Origin of the sequence: Enterobacter cloacae complex sp. 2021EL-01169, assembly GCF_020733125.1 — a bacterium.
GTDB lineage: Bacteria > Pseudomonadota > Gammaproteobacteria > Enterobacterales > Enterobacteriaceae > Enterobacter > Enterobacter roggenkampii.
Window position 1 is genome coordinate 13,206 of record NZ_JAJFTC010000008.1, and the last position, 17,696, is coordinate 30,901.

Genomic DNA, 17,696 nt, shown 5'->3' on the forward strand with positions numbered 1-17,696 from the left:
CAACAGTGTGCGGCTTTTCAGATAATTGTGAGGCTTACGCGTAACCGTAGGTCATCAGACGCTGGTAACGGCGGTTGAGCAGATCTTCTTTGCTCAGCACGTCCAGATCTGCCAGATCGGCCAGCAGCTGCGCTTTCAGAGACGCTGCCATCACTTCCGGCTTACGATGAGCCCCACCCAGCGGTTCCGGGATGATGGAATCGATCAGCTTAAGCTCTTTCAGACGCGGCGCAATGATGCCCATCGCTTCGGCAGCCAGAGGCGCTTTGTCAGCACTTTTCCACAGAATGGACGCACAGCCTTCCGGGGAGATAACGGAATAGGTGCTGTACTGCAGCATATTCACTTTATCGCCCACGCCAATCGCCAGCGCGCCACCGGAACCCCCTTCACCGATAACGGTACAAATGACCGGCACCTTCAGACGAGACATCTCGCGCAGGTTGCGTGCGATGGCTTCAGACTGACCGCGCTCTTCCGCGCCCACGCCAGGGTAGGCACCCGGGGTGTCGATGAAGGTGATGATTGGCATGTTGAAACGCTCAGCCATCTCCATCAGACGCAGGGCTTTACGGTAGCCTTCTGGTGCTGGCATACCAAAGTTACGACGGATTTTCTCTTTGGTTTCACGGCCTTTCTGATGACCAATGATCATCACCGGGCGTCCGTCCAGACGCGCGATACCGCCTACGATAGCTTTGTCGTCAGCGTATGCGCGATCGCCTGCCAGTTCGTCAAATTCGTCAAACGCCAGGCGGACATAATCCAGGGTGTACGGACGCTGTGGATGGCGTGCCAGCTGGGCCACCTGCCATGCGCCGAGATCGGCAAAGATTTTGCGCGTCAGTTCTACGCTTTTCTCGCGCAGACGATGCACTTCTTCGTCGATGTTAATATCCAGTTTTTCATCCTGACGGCTTACCGCTGTCAGAGAATCGATTTTCGCTTCCAGCTCAGCAATCGGCTGTTCGAAATCAAGGAAATTCAGACTCATAGTATTCCTGTATTAGTCAAACTCCAGTTCCACCTGCTCCGAACCAATGAGGCCACGGAGATCGTTCAGTAAACGATCGCTCGGAGAGACACGCCACGTTGCACCAAAGCGCAACCGCGCACGTGCATCCGCCCTCTGATAGTAGAGATGTACTGGAATTGTCCCCGAGCGGTGGGGTTCCAGAGACTGACGGAGTCGGTTTAAAAGCTGGTCATCAATTTGCCTGTCCGTCAGCGAGATAGCAAGCCCGCGAGCATATTTTTCCCGGGCTTCGTCAATGTCCATCACTTCGCGGGCGGTCATTTTAAGCCCCCCACTGAAGTCATCAAAGCTGACCTGTCCGCTGACGATAAGTATGCGGTCTTTTTCCAGCAATTGCTGGTATTTATCCAGCGCGTCGGTGAACAACATCACCTCCAGACGCCCGGAACGGTCATCCAACGTACAGATGCCGATACGATTGCCGCGCTTGGTGACCATAACCCTTGCAGCAATCACGAGCCCCGCAGCCGTGGTGATTTTACCACGTTCTGTCGGATGCATGTCTTTTAGCCTGTGGCCGCCGACATAGCGCTCAATTTCTTTAATGTACTGGTTGATCGGGTGACCCGTCAGGTACAAACCTAACGTTTCACGCTCGCCGTCCAGCACCACCTGTTCTGGCCACGGCTGGCAGTTGGAATACGACTGCTCAATCTGCTCCGGCTCTTCCGCCAGCACCCCGAACATATCCGCCTGGCCAATGGCTTCCGCTTTTGCGTGCTGATCCGCCGCTTTCAGGGCGTCGCCCAGCGAGTTCATCAGCGCGGCGCGGTGCGGCCCCAGCCTGTCGAACGCGCCGGACATGATCAGTTTTTCCAGCACGCGGCGATTCAGCTTTTTGGTATCGGTACGGGCGCAAAGATCGAACAGCTCGCGGAAATACCCGCCGTTGTTGCGCGCTTCGATGATCGCCTCGATCGGCCCTTCACCTACGCCCTTGATCGCGCCGATCCCGTAAACGATCTCCCCGTCGTCGTTGACGTGGAAATGGTAGAGACCTGAGTTAATATCCGGCGGCAGGATCTTCAGCCCCATGCGCCAGCACTCATCCACCAGGCCCACCACCTTCTCGGTGTTGTCCATATCGGCGGTCATTACCGCAGCCATAAACTCCGCAGGATAGTGTGCCTTCAGCCACAGCGTTTGATACGACACCAAAGCATAGGCGGCTGAGTGAGATTTGTTAAATCCGTACCCGGCGAATTTCTCCACCAGGTCGAAGATTTTCATCGCCAGCTCGCCGTCGACGCCGTTTTTCTTCGCCCCGTCTTCAAAGATGGAACGCTGCTTGGCCATCTCTTCCGGCTTTTTCTTACCCATCGCACGACGCAGCATGTCCGCGCCGCCGAGCGTATAGCCGGAAAGCACCTGGGCGATCTGCATCACCTGTTCCTGATACAGGATGATGCCATAGGTTGGCTCCAGTACCGGCTTCAGGCTTTCGTGCTGCCACTGAACGTCCGGGTAGGAAATCTCTTCGCGCCCGTGCTTACGGTCGATAAAGTTATCTACCATCCCTGACTGCAAAGGGCCCGGACGGAACAGGGCCACCAGCGCGATCATATCTTCGAAGCAGTCGGGCTGCAGGCGCTTAATCAGATCTTTCATGCCGCGGGATTCAAGCTGGAAGACGGCGGTGGTCTCCGAGCGCTGCAGCATGTCGAAACTTTTCTTGTCGTCCAGCGGGATGGCCGCGATATCCAGCGGCGGCTCGCCGTTCTTCTCGCGGCGGGCGTTGATCATCTCCAGCGCCCAGTTGATGATGGTCAGCGTACGCAGGCCAAGGAAGTCGAACTTCACCAGCCCGGCGTATTCTACGTCGTTCTTGTCGAACTGGGTGACCGGATGCTGGCCCGCTTCATCGCAATACAGCGGCGCGAAGTCGGTGATTTTGGTCGGGGCGATAACCACGCCCCCCGCATGCTTACCGGCGTTACGCGTGACGCCTTCCAGCTTGCGCGCCATGTCGATCAGCGCTTTGACCTCTTCGTCCGCTTCATAGATTTCCGGCAGCTGCGGTTCAGCCTCAAAGGCTTTTGCCAGCGTCATGCCCGGATCGGGCGGCACCAGTTTAGAGATGCGATCGACAAACCCGTAAGGGTGGCCCAGCACGCGGCCCACGTCGCGGATAACCGCTTTCGCCGCCATCGTACCGAAGGTAATGATCTGCGATACCGCATCACGACCGTACATGTCGGCCACGTGCTCGATCACCTGGTCACGTTTCTCCATGCAGAAGTCGACGTCGAAGTCGGGCATCGAGACACGTTCCGGGTTGAGGAAACGTTCGAACAGCAGGTCGAATTCCAGCGGATCGAGGTCGGTAATTTTCAGCGCATACGCTACCAGCGAACCTGCGCCGGAGCCACGCCCCGGTCCTACCGGCACGCCGTTATCCTTCGACCACTGGATGAACTCCATAACGATCAGGAAGTAGCCCGGGAAGCCCATCTGGTTGATCACCTGGAGTTCAATGTCCAGGCGTTCGTCATACTCCGGACGACGCTTTTTACGCTCTTCTTCATCCGGGAACAGGAATTCCAGACGCTCTTCCAGACCTTCTTTCGATTTCATGACCAGGAAATCTTCCGTGGTCATGTCACCCGTCGGGAACTGCGGCAGGAAGTATTCGCCAAGGCGGACGGTGACGTTGCAGCGCTTGGCAATCTCTACGCTGTTTTCCAGCGCTTCGGGGATATCGGAGAAGAGCTCACACATCTCCTCCTCGCTGCGCATGTACTGTTGAGCGGAGTAATTACGCGGCCGCTTCGGATCGTCGAGGGTAAAGCCATCGTGGATCGCCACGCGAATTTCGTGAGCGTCAAAATCGCCCGCCTCAAGGAACCGCACGTCGTTGGTGGCCACTACGGGCAACCCGCGCTCCTCTGCGAGCGCCACGGCGGCATGAAGATAGCTCTCTTCATCCTGACGACCGGTACGGATCAACTCCAGATAATAACGATTCGGGAAATATTCTTCATAGAACGAGACGCATTGATCCACCAGCGCGCTGTTACCGCGCAGCAGGGATTTGCCGACGTCCCCCATCCGGCCGCCTGAGATCAGGAGTAGCCCTTCGTTCAGTTCAGCCAGCCAGTCGCGGTCGATCCACGGGCCCAGCGCGCCGTAACCGCGCTGATAGGCTTTGGAGATCAGAAGTGTGAGGTTTTGGTAACCCGTGTTGTTCATCGCCAGCACGGAGATTTGCGTCAGTTCATCCCCGATGAGGTCGCTCTGCACGTGGAAGTCTGCGCCGACGATCGGCTTCATCCCCGCGCCGTGCGCCGTTCCGTAGAACTTCACCAGACCACACAGGTTGGTAAAATCGGTGATCGCCAGCGCAGGCATGCCAAGCGAGGCCGCCTTTTTTACCAGCGGCCCGGTCTTCGCCAGCCCATCGATCATGGAGTAGTCGCTATGCACCCGCAGGTGTACGAAACGTGGTTCAGCCATCTTCAGATTCCGCGTTACTTAATTGCTTGCGTAATGATTCAGGACACCCGTCCCAGGGCGCGTTTTACCGGGCCAAAACTGCGCCGATGGTGTTCGGTTGCGCCATGTTCAGCCAGCCTCTCCAGGTGGAAAGGTGTGGGATATCCCTTATGCTGGGCGAAACCATACTGAGGGTAAGTGAGATCCAGCGCGGCCATTTCGGCGTCGCGTGTCACTTTGGCAATAATAGAAGCTGCGCTAATTTCTGCGACCCGGCTATCGCCTTTGACCACTGCCATTGAAGGCATGGGCAATGCCGGACAGCGGTTGCCGTCAATCAGGACATATTCAGGGGAAATTTTCAGCCCCGCCACCGCACGCTGCATCGCCAGCATCGTGGCATGCAAAATATTCAGCTCGTCTATCTCATGCGGTTCAGCGCGCCCGAGGCTCCAGGCCAGCGCTTTCTCCTGAATCTCACTAAACAGCGCCAGCCGGCACTTTTCAGACAATTTTTTTGAGTCGTTCAGCCCGACGATCGGCCGAGCCGGATCGAGGATCACCGCAGCGGTCACCACGGCTCCCACTAACGGACCACGACCCACTTCGTCCACACCCGCCACAAGGTGGGTGTGAGGATAAACAAATTCCATCATTTTGCTAACTCCAGCACCGCATCGGCCGCTTGCTCATCAGCATTACAGCGGATCAGTTGATGCAGTTCGCGGAAGGTATCGTGCATCTGGTGGCTGGTTTTACCGTTGGCGAGCAGCGGCAGCAGGGCCTCCGCCAGCGCCTGCGGCTGGCATTCATCCTGCAGCAGCTCTTTCACCAGCTCGCGCCCGGCAAGCAGGTTTGGCAGGGAGACGTAATCTGTTTTCACCAGACGTTTTGCCAGCCAGAAGGTAAACGGCTTCATGCGGTAACCGACCACCATCGGGCATTTCGCCAGCATACACTCCAGCGCCGCCGTGCCGGAGGCCAGCAGTGCGGCATCGCTCGCATACATCGCTTCCCGCCCCTGCCCGTCCAGAAGACGGACGTGAAGATCCGGGGCGACGTCAGCTTTGATGCGCTCAAACTGCTCGCGGCGTTTGGCATTCACCAGCGGCACGACCACTTCAAGATCGGGATAGGTCTGGCGAAGAATTTGCGCAGTCTTAAGAAAATCGGCGCTCAGCATCTCAACTTCTGCGCCACGGCTGCCTGGCAGTAAGGCCAGACAGTGCACATCATGCGGGATGCCCAGCGCGTCGCGCGCCGCGTTTTTATCCGGATCCAGTGGCATCGCATCCGCCATGGTATGACCGATAAAACGGCACGGAACATTAAATCTGTCGTAAAACGCTTTTTCGAAAGGCAGGAAAGCCAGCACCAGGTGGGTGGACCGTCCGATTTTGAAAACGCGTTTCTGTCGCCACGCCCAGACGGACGGACTGACATAGTGAATCGTTTTAATGCCCTGCTTTTTCAGGTTCCCTTCGAGGGTAATGTTGAAATCAGGTGCATCGATACCGACAAACACATCGGGTTTGAGTTCGGTAAAGCGGCGGGTGAGGTCGGCACGGATGTGCAGCAAACGGCGTAACCGTCCCAGCACCTCAACGATCCCCATCACGGCCAGCTCTTCCATTTCATACCAGGCTTCACAGCCTTCGGCCTGCATCAGCGGGCCAGCAACACCGACAAAGCGAGCATTGGGTACGCGTGCCTTAAGCGCACGGATGAGACCAGCACCAAGAATATCGCCGGAGGTTTCTCCGGCGACCAGGGCTATCGTAAGCGGACGACTGTCGACCATTAACGAATCAGACCCCTTGTTGAACGGTCAAAGAACTCCATGAACGCGTCCACTTCCGGGTGCTTTTTCGCCAGTTCGGCAATTTCCGGCTTCGCCTCTTCCAGCGTTTTACCGCTACGGTACAGCAGTTTGTACGCGTTGCGGATGGCAGTAATCGCTTCGCGACTAAAACCACGACGCTTGAGGCCTTCGATGTTCACGCCAAACGGCGTGGCATGGTTGCCCTGCGCAATCACATACGGTGGGACGTCCTGCGCCACACCGGAGCATCCGCCGACCATCACGTGCGCACCAATGATGCAGAACTGATGGACTGCGGTCATGCCGCCAATAATTGCGAAGTCATCAACTGATACGTGTCCTGCCAGCGTGGCATTGTTGGCAAGGATACAGCGGTCACCCACGGTACAGTCGTGCGCGATATGCGCATTCACCATAAACAGGTTATCGCTGCCCACCTTCGTCAACCCACCACCCTGTACTGTTCCACGATGAATGGTGACGCTTTCGCGAATACGGTTACGATCGCCGATTTCCACACGGGTCGACTCACCAGCATATTTCAGATCCTGGTTAACTTCGCCGATGGAGGCGAACTGATAGATCTCGTTATTGCAGCCAATGGTCGTGTGACCATTCACCACAACGTGAGATTTCAGCACTGTACCCTCACCAATTTCGACATGGGGTCCAACAATACAAAACGGGCCAATGTGGGCGTTAGCACCAACGATGGCACCCGTTTCCACAATGGCGGTAGGATGAATAAAGGCGGATTTATCAATCACGTATCAGGACTCCCGGCTACGAGCACACATCATCGTCGCTTCGCAAACAACTTTACCGTCAACCAGCGCTACGCCTTTGAAGCGAGTCAGGCCACGACGCGTTTTTTCAAAAGTGACTTCCATGATCATCTGATCACCAGGCACGACAGGGCGCTTAAAGCGCGCTTCGTCAATACCCGCGAAGTAATACAGCTCACCTGGTTCCAGTTTACCGACGCTTTTAAACGCCAGAATACCGGTAGCCTGAGCCATCGCTTCCAGAATCAACACACCCGGGAAGATAGGTTTACCAGGGAAGTGCCCCTGGAAGAACGGCTCATTCACGGAAACATTTTTCACTGCGCGCAGAAAACGACCTTCTTCAAAATCCAGCACACGGTCTACCAGCAGAAACGGGTAGCGGTGCGGCAGAAGTTCTAAAATCTCTTCAATATGCAGAGTATGAGTGTCAGTAGTCAAAATACTCTTCCTGTCAAAATGTACTGATAACAATAATAACACGGCCTGCCGGTTTATTAGAAAGCCGACAGGCCGGGAAAAATAGCGTTAAACGGATGACGCTTAGTCTTGTTGATCGATCTTGCGCTCAAGGGACTTGAGGCGCTTGCTCATATCATCAATGTTCATCACCAGAGCTGCTGTTTTACGCCATACCTTGTTGGGCTGGAGCGGAATGCCGGAGGAATAGACGCCAGGTTCAGTGATAGGACGCATTACCATGCCCATTCCCGTCACGGTCACCTTGTCGCAGATTTCCATATGGCCATTAATCACGCTCGCACCGCCAATCATGCAATAACGGCCAATTTTCAGGCTGCCCGCCATGATGACGCCACCCGCAACCGCGGTATTGTCGCCAATCACAACGTTATGCGCAATCTGGCACTGGTTATCGATGATAACACCATTGCCAATGATCGTGTCGTCAAGCGCGCCACGGTCAATGGTGGTACAGGCGCCGATCTCCACGCGATCGCCAATAATAACGCGACCAAGCTGCGGGATCTTAACCCAGTTACCGCGATCGTTAGCGTAACCAAAGCCATCAGAACCAATCACGGTGCTGGACTGGACGAGGCAGTTTTCGCCAATTTCAACGTCATGGTATACGGACACATTCGCCCATAAACGGGTCCCGGCGCCGATTTTCGTATTTTTCCCAACGAAGCAGCCCGGGCCAATGACGACGTTATCGCCCAGCTCGACGCCGGATTCGATAACCGCATTCGCACCAACGGCGACGTTGTTACCCAGCTTGGCCGTCTCATCAATCGCTGCGCTGGCAGCAATGTTCTGGGCCGGTTGCGGCGTGGTATCAAGAATTTGAGCCATGCGTGCATACGTCAGGTAGGGGTTTTTCACTACCAGCGCGCTTACAGTGGCAAATGGAAGATCGTCCTGCGTCAGAACAACAGCTGACGCCTGGCATTGAGCCAGTTGCTCACGGTACTTAGGGCTTACCATGAAGGTAATCGTGCCAGCTTTAGCAGATTGCATGGACGCAACAGCGGTGATGACGATATCGCCATCACCGTGTAATTCTGCATCCAACTGCTGAGCTAAATCAGCCAGTCGAATTGAAGGCATTACTTATTTAACCTGTTTCAGAACGTCAGCAGTGATGTCTTTAACATCTTTGCTGTTGAAAGCGACGGCGTTCGCATCAACAACCAGATCGATGCTCTGATCGGCAGCCACTGCTTTAACAGCGGTCTGAATGCGAGTCACCAGCTTGCCGCGTTCTTCGTTAGAACGACGCTGACGATCCTGCTCGAAAGCCTGCGCTTTCTGGGAGAACGCCTGGCGCTGAGCCATTACGTCTTTTTCCAGCTTGCTGCGGTCGCTTGCCTTCATGGTAGAACCATCACGCTGCAGACGCTGCATTTTGGACTGAAGATCGTTTTCCATACCCTGCAGTTCGCTTGCACGGCCTTTGAATTCGTTTTCCAGAGTCGCAGAAACACCTGTTTTCTGTGCAACCTGCTGGAACAAATTACCCATGTTGACGATTGCAATTTTGTCTGCTGCCTGAGCAGAAGTTGCCATCGCTAAACCGAGACCTGCAGCTAATAACCACTTTTTCACAATTAACTCCTTACCATCCCATTGGCACCAGAAGGTACCGTTCTTTGCGTGGCAAGGCGACCGTTTTACCGATCGCCAGTTGTCAGCGCTACACTGCCAACGCATTCCTTTGCAGCGGATTATTACCAGGTTTTACCAATGTTAAACTGGAATTGCTCCGCTTTGTCTCCATCATATTTCTTAAACGGCTGGGCGTAAGAGAAGACCAACGGCCCCAGCGGTGACATCCATTGTAATGCGATACCGGCAGACATGCGAATATTGCTCGGATCGCTGTAGTCAGGAACGCCAGCTGCACGCATCTGGGCAGTGTTCTCCCAGTTGGTATCCCACACCGTACCCGCATCCCAGAAGAAGGATGTACGGACGGAGTTCGCATATTTATCACTAATAAACGGCGTTGGCGTGATGAACTCCAGACTGGCAACGGCCATAGCGTTACCGCCGACTGTGTCATCAGAACTACAGACTTCTGATGAGGAAGACTTATCGCAGTTATCTTTGTCGTTCCCGCCGTAGTAAACCGCTTTCGGACCAATGTTGTTGGACTGGAAGCCACGAACGGTACTGGAACCACCGGCATAGAAGTTTTCATAGAACGGCATCTCTTTGCCGCCTAAACCATCACCATAGCCCCAACGGGTACGACCCAGAACCACCCACTTGTGATCGTCATCGATCGGGAAGTAGGACGCAGTATCCAGCGTCACCTTATAGAACTCGTTATCGGAACCCGGGACGGTAACTTTACCGTTCAGGTTGACGCGAGAACCTTCCGTTGGGAAGTAACCACGGTCGAGACGGTTATAGGTCCAGCCGTAGTTGAAGGTGAAGTCATCTGCAGCGAAACCGTTGTTATCGCTGTTTTTGCTCGCCGACTGGCCAATAGAATCCAGGTAACGCCACATGGCCACCTGCGGTTGCATATTGGACAGGTCGTTATGCACGTAACCTAAGCCCGCTCGCAGGGTGTTGTATTCGTTAATCGGGAAGCCAAGCGTTCCGTCCACACCGTAACTCTTGTTGGTGTAGGAGGACAGATCCGCATCGTCGGCTTTAAAGTCGTTATAGAAGATACGACCGCCCAGGCTCACACCGTCAACGGTGAAGTATGGGTTCGTTACAGAGAACTCAGAGTAGGTCTGATAGTCGTTTTTGGTACCGTTAATTCCGACAGAGTAACCCGTACCCAGCCAGTTATCCTGCTGCACGCCAACCTGGAAGCTGACGCCGCTTTCAGTACCGTAGCCCACACCGAAGTTAAAGCTACCGGTGTTACGCTCTTTCACTTTATAAACGACATCAACCTGATCCGGGCTGCCCGGTACGCGCTGGGTATCAGTATCAACCGTTTCAAAATAGCCCAGACGGTTCAGACGCTCTTTACCCTGATCAACGAGATCGCTACCTAACCATGCGCCTTCCATCTGACGCATTTCGCGACGCAGAACGGAGTCTTTGGAGGTGTCGTTACCGACGAAGCGGATCTTACGCACGTAGAAACGGTTACCCGCGTCAACATTCACGTGCAGCTTAACGGTTTTATCCGCGTCATTGATTTCCGGCTGAGTCTGTACGCGCGGATAGGCATAACCATAGCGGCCGAGCAGCTTCTTAATGCTGTCTTCCATTTTGGTGACTTTGGATCCGCTATAGAGATCGCCTGGCTGAATTTTGGTCAGCGATTCGATTTCAGCAGAATGCCCCGCCAGGTTACCACTCACCTCAACACCCGAAAGCTTGTACTGATCGCCTTCCGTGATGTTGATCGTAATGTAGATGCCTTTCTTGTCCGGCGTCAGGCTCACCTGAGTCGAGTCGATGTTGAAACGCGCGTAACCACGATCCAGATAGTAGCTGCGCAGGGTTTCAAGGTCGCCCGCCAGTTTCTGTTTCTGGTATTTGCGATCGCCCACCACGTTCCACCACGGCACTTCATCGCGCAGCTGGAAGGTGGAGATCAGTTCGTCGGTGCTGAACGCGTGGTTACCCACAATGTTGATCTGCTGGATCTTCGCAGAGACACCTTCCTGGAAGACCAGCTTCAGGTCAACACGGTTACGCGGCAGCGGAGTCACAACCGCTTTCACGCTGGCGCTGTATTTACCGACGCTGTAGTAGAAGTCTTCCAGACCTTTTTCAATGTCTGAAAGGGTTGTGCGGTCCAGAGACTCACCCACACGAACACCGGATGCTTCAAGGTTTTGCTTGAGCATGTCATCTTTCACCGACTTGTTGCCGGAGAAAGTGATACTGGCGATCGTTGGACGTTCTTTTACCTGTACCAGCAGGGTATCACCATCACGCAGGACGCGGACATCCTCGAAGTTGCCGGTGGCAAACAGAGCACGGATGGTATTACTGATATCATCATCATTAACCGTATCGCCGGGGCGCACAGGCATACTGAGGAGGGCCGCACCAACGGCGACACGCTGAAGGCCTTCGAAATGAATGTCTTTCACTACGAACCCGTCAGCACCGTATACGGTGGCGCTGCTAAACAGCAGCGACGCTATGAGCAACTTTTTCATCGCCATCGTTATTATGCGTTCTTCCTAACTAACTCTCTTACAACCGAGAGAAATCATTGAAAAGTGCAAGCCCCATTAACAGCACCAGCAAAATCGAGCCAATGCGATAACTAAAGTCTTGAACTCGCTCGGATACCGGCCCGCCTTTTAGCTTTTCAATCGCTAAAAACAGCAGATGACCCCCGTCTAAAACGGGAAGCGGGAACAGGTTGATTATCCCAAGGTTCACGCTAATGAGCGCGAGGAACATGAGATAGTAAATCACCCCGAATTCCGCTGACATCCCAGCCCCCTGGGCAATCGAAATTGGCCCACTGAGGTTGTTCAGTTTCACATCACCGGTTATCAATTTCCCCAACATGTTGACCGTCAGCTTCATCAGTTGCCATGTTTTATCCGTGGCTTCAAGGATGGCGCTGAACGGCCCATACTGGCGTATTGTCTTGTACTCATCTGGCAGCGGGATCACTTTTGGCACAACGCCTGCAAACCCTTCTGCCTTCTTGCCGACCGACTTCGTATCCGGGATCAGCGTCAGCGAAAGCGGACTGCCCTGCCTTTCAACTTCCAGCGCGAGAGACGTACCCGGATTATCGCGCACCAGAGTAACAAAGGTCATCCACTCTGTTAATGGTTGACCATCGACTTTAACGATCCTGTCGCCTGCTTGCAAACCCGCTTTGCTCGCCGCCGAGTTTGCCTGTACTTCGGCTAATACCGGCTCGATCTGCGCGCCGCGCGGACGAATGCCCAGCGCAGCGACGGGATCCTCTTTGTCTGGCTCGAAACGCCATTGACGTAAATCGAGCACTTTGTCCTGACGGGCGTCTGACCCAAATGGCGATACGCTGATGGTGGTCTGCGGATCGCCAATTTTAGCAACCAGCTGCAGTCGCACGGCATCCCAATCAGGGGTTTCGATGCCATCAATCGCTTTAAGTTCCATCCCGGATGTAATTTGCGCACTCGCCGCGATGGAGTTGGGGGCAATGTCACCTACTACCGGACGCACGCCAGGGACGCCGATGATAAACACCAGCCAGTAAGCGAAAATCGCAAAGATGAAGTTGGCTACCGGTCCGGCAGCGATGATGGCGGCGCGTTGTCCAACGGTTTTATTGTTGAATGCGCTGTGTCGCAGTTCAGGCGCGACAGGCTCGACGCGTTCGTCGAGCATTTTGACGTAGCCGCCCAGCGGGATAAGGGCGATGACAAATTGCGTACCGTGGCGGTCGGTGCGCGTCCAGAGTGATTTACCAAAACCGATGGAAAATCGCTCTACGCGCACGCCACAGCGGCGAGCAACCCAGAAATGGCCAAATTCATGCACGGTAATCAGTACACCCAGTGCAACTATGAACGCCGCCAGATTCCAGAGAATGCTCAGCATAAAACCTTCCGTTAAATCGTCCCGAATACCAGTAAAAGCAAACACGCAAACACTGGAACAGCCGCTGTCAGGCTATCAATGCGATCCAGTATACCGCCATGCCCTGGAATCAGGTGTCCACTGTCCTTAATCCCTGCTTCACGCTTGAACATACTTTCGGTTAAATCACCGAGCACGGAGGCAAGCGCAGCAAAAATCGAGCACACCAGCAGTATTGATGGTGCCACTTCAAGATTCGCCCAGACGCCGTAGCCCCAGGAGATGATCGCGGCCGTAAACAAACCGCCGATAAATCCTTGCCAGGTTTTGCCCGGAGAAACCTTCGGTGCCAGCTTATGTTTGCCAAACAGTTTACCAAACATATAGGCCCCGGAGTCAGCCCCCCAGACGAGAATCATCACATAAAGCAGCCAGATCGCACCGCTGTAGTGGTTTTCGTCGTAGTGCCAGGCGCGCAGCGCAACCATACCCCAGAAAAAAGGAATAATAGTGAGCAAACCAAAAATCAGTCGCAGCACTTTTGAATGACGCCACAACGCCGCGGAGCCGGGATAAAACAGCACCAGCAACAGCGCGGCAACCCACCAGGCCAACGATATCCACAAGGAACCAGCCACCAGAGGCTGATGAATATCATGATGATATTCAGGCAACGTGAACAGCATTACGGCCAGAATAAAGCCACAAAGTACCGCAAGCCATACTCGCTGCGTACGCGAGGTAAAGCCGCTAAACTGCCCCCATTCCCACGCGGCGAGCATGCACACCACCAGCGTAACAATAGCGAATCCCACCGGGGGCAGTAAAAACAGCGCCGCAATGACAATGGGTATTAATACAAAAGCGGAAATCAGGCGATACTTCAGCAAAAGCTACCCCCATCAGGCGTTGTCGCCACCAGGCTCGGTGCCGCCGAAACGACGCTCTCGATTGGCAAAGGCATGCAGCGCACCTTCAAAGTCTTGTTCATCAAAATCGGGCCAAAGAACATCTGTAAAGTAAAGTTCGGCATAGGCAATTTGCCATATCAAAAAGTTACTTATGCGATGTTCTCCCCCTGTCCTAATTACTAAATCCACAGGTGCCAGTTCATTCATGCAGATTTGCTTGCTCAGCGCTTCTTCATCAATTTGGTCGGGTCTCAACAGCCCTTCCTGAACCTGTTCGGCGAGATGCCGAACGCCCTGGATAATATCCCAGCGTCCGCCGTAATTCGCCGCAATATTCAGCGTCAGACCGGTATTATTTTCAGTCAGCGCCTCTGCTTTACGAATCCGTTCCTGCAAACGTGAGTTAAAACGACTGGTATCGCCAATGATACGCAGGCGGACGTTGTGGCGGTGCAGGCTTTTTACTTCGCTGTCTAGCGCCCACACAAACAATTCCATCAACGCAGTCACTTCCTGCAGCGGTCGATTCCAGTTTTCACTGCTAAAAGCATAGAGCGTTAACGCATCAATGCCGTTATTGGCGGCAAAAGAAACGGCGCGGCGAACGGATTTCGCCCCAGCTTTATGCCCAAAGGCTCGTATCTTCCCTTGTCTTTTCGCCCAGCGGCCATTGCCATCCATAATGATTGCTACATGACGGCAGCCATGAGCTGGCAAGTTTTCGCTTATTGGTTGATTCGCAGACAACATAACGCGTTTTTTGTCCCTGAAAAGGATTTAACGGTACTCAGGAATACTGAAGCCGATACATAAAAAAGCCGTGTCAAACCACGGCTCACCTGACCACGTAAAGTCAAATACCTGCGATCAGGTGGCGCAGACTATATCACTGAAGCCCAACGCTAACAAATAGCACGACGACTAGTGGTTGCTTTATCACCAGCTTGCGAGACGTGTCACCTGTTGGCGCGCAATATTACGCGCAGCTGCATCCACCGTTAGCACCTCTTCCACGCTCTGTGGTTCGCGCAAATCCATCATCTCCAGTACCGATAAATTTAACGCCGCAATATCGGTAAAACGAATTTGCTGATTCAGAAATGCTTCAACGGTAATTTCATTGGCTGCATTCAGTGCCGTTGTCGCCGCCTGCCCCTGGTCAAAGGCCGTCATTGCAAGCTTCAGACAAGGGTAACGGTCATAGTCTGGTTCACTGAACGTCAGGGAACTTAGCTTGCAGAAATCAAGCGGCTTCACGCCGGACTTCACTCGATTCGGCCACGCCATGGAATGGGCAATCGGCGTACGCATATCCGGTTCGCCCAGCTGCGCCAGCACGCTGCCATCCTGATAACGCACCATCGAATGAATCACCGATTGCGGGTGAATCAGTACTTCCATCTGTTTCGCTGACGCATTAAACAGCCAGCGCGCTTCAATGTATTCCAGACCTTTATTCATCATGGTGGCAGAGTCAACGGAGATTTTACGCCCCATCGACCAGTTCGGATGACGGCACGCCTGATCCGGCGTCATCGCACGCAGTTCAGACAGTGGCGTTTCACGGAACGGGCCACCTGACCCGGTAAGCAGAATCGACACGACACCATTCTGCTCCAGGTCAGCGTACCCCAGGTTCTGTTGAAAAGGTTGCGGTAAACTCTGAAAAATCGCGTTGTGCTCGCTGTCGACGGGCAAAAGACGTGCGCCGCGCTGCTTCACCGCCTCCATGAACAGGCGTCCGCAGGTAACCAGCGACTCTTTATTGGCCAGCAGAACGTCCTTACCGGCATCAATCGCGGCAAGCGTCGGCAATAATCCTGCCGCCCCGACAATGGCCGCCATTACCTGATCCACCTCATCCAGCGCCGCCATCTCGCAGGCCGCCTGTTGGCCACTCAGCACCTCGGTTCGACTGCCCTTCTCAAGCAGCTGTGCTTTCAGCAGGCGCGCGCTCTCTTCGTCATCCATCACCGCATAGCGGGGCGTAAACTCCAGGCACTGCTCAACCATTCGCTGCACATTCTTACCGGCCACCAGCGCTGTCACGGTGTAAAGTTCAGGATTATGGCGAACAACGTCGAGAGTGCTGCAACCAATAGAGCCGGTTGAGCCAAGGAGTGTTAAATGCTTCATGAGATGCCCGAAAAGTTAGACCATTTAAAAGCAAAACGCCGCCAGCAAGACCCAAAGTCCCTCTGAACGGCGTTTATCAGTGTACGACAGAAATCAGAACTGCATCAGTTCCGCTTCTTTATCTGCCAGCGCCGCATCAATTTTCTTGATGGCAGCGTCAGTCATTTTCTGAATGTCGTCCTGGGAACGACGATCGTCATCTTCACTGATCTCTTTTTCTTTCAGCAGCGCTTTTACTTTATCATTCGCGTCGCGACGGACGTTACGCACGGATACACGACCCTGCTCAGCTTCGCCACGTACCACTTTGATCAGGTCTTTACGACGCTCTTCGGTCAGCGGTGGCAGTGGAACGCGGATGTCAGCCCCCGCAGAGCTTGGGTTCAGACCGAGGTCAGACGCCATGATCGCTTTCTCAACCGCCGGGCCCATAGAACGATCGAATACGTTGATTTTCAGCGTACGGGTATCTTCTACCGTCACGCTCGCCAGCTGACGCAGAGGGGTTGGCGTACCGTAGTACTCGACGATGATGCCATCCAGCAGGCTTGGGGAAGCACGGCCAGTACGGATTTTGCTGATTTGGGTTTTGAACGCTTCTACGCATTTTTCCATGCGTACTTCAGCATCTTTTCTGATGTCGTTAATCACGTTACGAATCCTTGGAAACTTGTCTCAGGCAGACTATCCGCCAGCACAGCGCTACAGGTGTGCTAAGTATAGTCGCGTTTAATTCATGACAACGCCAAAGGCGCGCCCGGGTAAGATACCACTACAAAATAAAGCGGAATCTTACCTGTATTTATCGTCAACGGAAATTATTCCGTGATCAAAGTGCCTTCTTTTTCGCCCATGACCACGCGACGCAGTGCGCCAGGTTTGTTCATGTTAAAGACACGAATTGGCAATTTGTGGTCGCGAGCCAGCGTGAAGGCGGCAAGATCCATCACTTTCAGCTCTTTATCCAGCACTTCGCTGTAGCTCAGCTGATCGTACATGGTGGCAGAAGGATCTTTTGCCGGATCGGCAGTAAACACGCCATCGACTTTGGTCGCTTTCAGTACCACATCAGCTTCGATCTCGATACCGCGCAGGCAGGCAGCGGAATCGGTCGTAAAGAACGGGTTACCCGTACCGGCGGAGAGGATCACCACGCGGTTGTTGCGCAGCAGGCTGATAGCTTCTGCCCAGCTGTAATTATCGCATACGCCATTCAGGGGGATCGCGGACATCAGGCGGGCGTTCACATAGGCGCGATGGAGCGCATCACGCATCGCCAGGCCATTCATCACGGTTGCCAGCATACCCATGTGGTCGCCCACAACGCGGTTCATCCCCGCTTTCGCCAGACCAGCACCACGGAAAAGGTTGCCACCGCCAATGACCACGCCAACCTGGATGCCCAGTTCGACCAGTTCTTTGATTTCCTGTGCCATGCGATCAAGGATGCTTGCGTCAATACCGAAGCCTTCCGATCCCTGCAGCGCTTCGCCACTCAGCTTAAGCAGAATGCGTTTGTACACGGGTTTTGCATTGGTAGCCATGTTTCTTTCCTGAGACTGTCAACGATTAAGATGGGGGTTAATTCTGGCGACATGATATGC

At 54.1% G+C, this 17,696-nt stretch carries 15 protein-coding genes; all 15 read right to left on the reverse strand.

Translation table 11 applies throughout. The features are described from left to right. Positions 1-34 precede the first annotated feature (34 nt). Positions 35-994 (reverse strand): acetyl-CoA carboxylase carboxyl transferase subunit alpha, encoded by a 960-nt coding sequence (gene accA / locus LLF79_RS18125; protein ID WP_008501895.1) that lies wholly within the window; start codon positions 992-994, stop codon positions 35-37. A gap of 12 nt (positions 995-1,006) precedes the next feature. Next, positions 1,007-4,489, reverse strand: a complete 3,483-nt coding sequence (gene dnaE / locus LLF79_RS18130) for a DNA polymerase III subunit alpha (RefSeq protein ID WP_008501896.1) — start codon at positions 4,487-4,489, stop codon at positions 1,007-1,009. Positions 4,490-4,527: 38 nt separating this feature from the next. Then, positions 4,528-5,124 (reverse strand): ribonuclease HII, encoded by a 597-nt coding sequence (gene rnhB, locus LLF79_RS18135; protein ID WP_227880099.1) that lies wholly within the window; start codon positions 5,122-5,124, stop codon positions 4,528-4,530. Then, a complete protein-coding gene (gene lpxB, locus LLF79_RS18140) occupies positions 5,121-6,269 on the reverse strand; it encodes a lipid-A-disaccharide synthase (RefSeq protein ID WP_023293232.1) in 1,149 nt (382 codons plus the stop codon). Before lpxB ends, rnhB begins: the two co-directional genes overlap by 4 nt. Next, a complete protein-coding gene (gene lpxA, locus LLF79_RS18145) occupies positions 6,269-7,057 on the reverse strand; it encodes an acyl-ACP--UDP-N-acetylglucosamine O-acyltransferase (protein WP_008501899.1) in 789 nt (262 codons plus the stop codon). Before lpxA ends, lpxB begins: the two co-directional genes overlap by 1 nt. Before the next feature lie 3 nt (positions 7,058-7,060). Beyond that, positions 7,061-7,516, reverse strand: a complete 456-nt coding sequence (fabZ, locus tag LLF79_RS18150; RefSeq protein WP_010426706.1) for a 3-hydroxyacyl-ACP dehydratase FabZ — start codon at positions 7,514-7,516, stop codon at positions 7,061-7,063. A 102-nt stretch (positions 7,517-7,618) separates the two neighbouring features. After that, positions 7,619-8,644, reverse strand: a complete 1,026-nt coding sequence (lpxD, locus tag LLF79_RS18155) for a UDP-3-O-(3-hydroxymyristoyl)glucosamine N-acyltransferase (protein ID WP_227880101.1) — start codon at positions 8,642-8,644, stop codon at positions 7,619-7,621. Positions 8,645-8,647: 3 nt separating this feature from the next. Beyond that, a complete protein-coding gene (gene skp, locus LLF79_RS18160) occupies positions 8,648-9,142 on the reverse strand; it encodes a molecular chaperone Skp (protein WP_008501902.1) in 495 nt (164 codons plus the stop codon). 122 nt (positions 9,143-9,264) lie between these two features. Then, positions 9,265-11,682 carry an outer membrane protein assembly factor BamA gene (gene bamA / locus LLF79_RS18165; protein ID WP_227880103.1) on the reverse strand — a complete coding sequence of 806 codons (2,418 nt, stop codon included), beginning with the start codon at positions 11,680-11,682 and terminating at the stop codon, positions 9,265-9,267. Positions 11,683-11,713: 31 nt separating this feature from the next. After that, positions 11,714-13,066: a sigma E protease regulator RseP gene (rseP, locus tag LLF79_RS18170; protein WP_008501905.1), complete on the reverse strand. Its 1,353-nt coding sequence runs from the start codon at positions 13,064-13,066 to the stop codon at positions 11,714-11,716. An 11-nt stretch (positions 13,067-13,077) separates the two neighbouring features. Beyond that, positions 13,078-13,935, reverse strand: coding sequence for a phosphatidate cytidylyltransferase (gene cdsA / locus LLF79_RS18175; RefSeq protein WP_008501906.1), 858 nt, complete (start codon positions 13,933-13,935; stop codon positions 13,078-13,080). Positions 13,936-13,947: 12 nt separating this feature from the next. Beyond that, positions 13,948-14,706, reverse strand: coding sequence for a (2E,6E)-farnesyl-diphosphate-specific ditrans,polycis-undecaprenyl-diphosphate synthase (ispU, locus tag LLF79_RS18180; RefSeq protein ID WP_021240487.1), 759 nt, complete (start codon positions 14,704-14,706; stop codon positions 13,948-13,950). Between the two features lie 186 nt (positions 14,707-14,892). Continuing rightward, positions 14,893-16,092, reverse strand: a complete 1,200-nt coding sequence (gene ispC, locus LLF79_RS18185; protein WP_008501908.1) for a 1-deoxy-D-xylulose-5-phosphate reductoisomerase — start codon at positions 16,090-16,092, stop codon at positions 14,893-14,895. A 93-nt stretch (positions 16,093-16,185) separates the two neighbouring features. Continuing rightward, complete coding sequence (gene frr, locus LLF79_RS18190; protein ID WP_008501909.1) at positions 16,186-16,743, reverse strand: ribosome recycling factor; 558 nt, start codon at positions 16,741-16,743, stop codon at positions 16,186-16,188. A 167-nt stretch (positions 16,744-16,910) separates the two neighbouring features. After that, positions 16,911-17,636, reverse strand: a complete 726-nt coding sequence (gene pyrH / locus LLF79_RS18195) for a UMP kinase (RefSeq protein ID WP_008501910.1) — start codon at positions 17,634-17,636, stop codon at positions 16,911-16,913. Positions 17,637-17,696 lie beyond the last annotated feature (60 nt).

What these genes read in the sequence shown, in the direction of transcription:
- accA (WP_008501895.1), bottom strand. Translation starts at nt 994, where the DNA reads ATGAGTCTGAATTTCCTTGATTTCGAACAGCCGATTGCTGAGCTGGAA.
- dnaE (WP_008501896.1), bottom strand. Translation starts at nt 4,489, where the DNA reads ATGGCTGAACCACGTTTCGTACACCTGCGGGTGCATAGCGACTACTCC.
- rnhB (WP_227880099.1), bottom strand. Translation starts at nt 5,124, where the DNA reads ATGATGGAATTTGTTTATCCTCACACCCACCTTGTGGCGGGTGTGGAC.
- lpxB (WP_023293232.1), bottom strand. Translation starts at nt 6,269, where the DNA reads ATGGTCGACAGTCGTCCGCTTACGATAGCCCTGGTCGCCGGAGAAACC.
- lpxD (WP_227880101.1), bottom strand. Translation starts at nt 8,644, where the DNA reads ATGCCTTCAATTCGACTGGCTGATTTAGCTCAGCAGTTGGATGCAGAA.
- bamA (WP_227880103.1), bottom strand. Translation starts at nt 11,682, where the DNA reads ATGGCGATGAAAAAGTTGCTCATAGCGTCGCTGCTGTTTAGCAGCGCC.
- rseP (WP_008501905.1), bottom strand. Translation starts at nt 13,066, where the DNA reads ATGCTGAGCATTCTCTGGAATCTGGCGGCGTTCATAGTTGCACTGGGT.
- ispU (WP_021240487.1), bottom strand. Translation starts at nt 14,706, where the DNA reads ATGTTGTCTGCGAATCAACCAATAAGCGAAAACTTGCCAGCTCATGGC.
- ispC (WP_008501908.1), bottom strand. Translation starts at nt 16,092, where the DNA reads ATGAAGCATTTAACACTCCTTGGCTCAACCGGCTCTATTGGTTGCAGC.
- pyrH (WP_008501910.1), bottom strand. Translation starts at nt 17,636, where the DNA reads ATGGCTACCAATGCAAAACCCGTGTACAAACGCATTCTGCTTAAGCTG.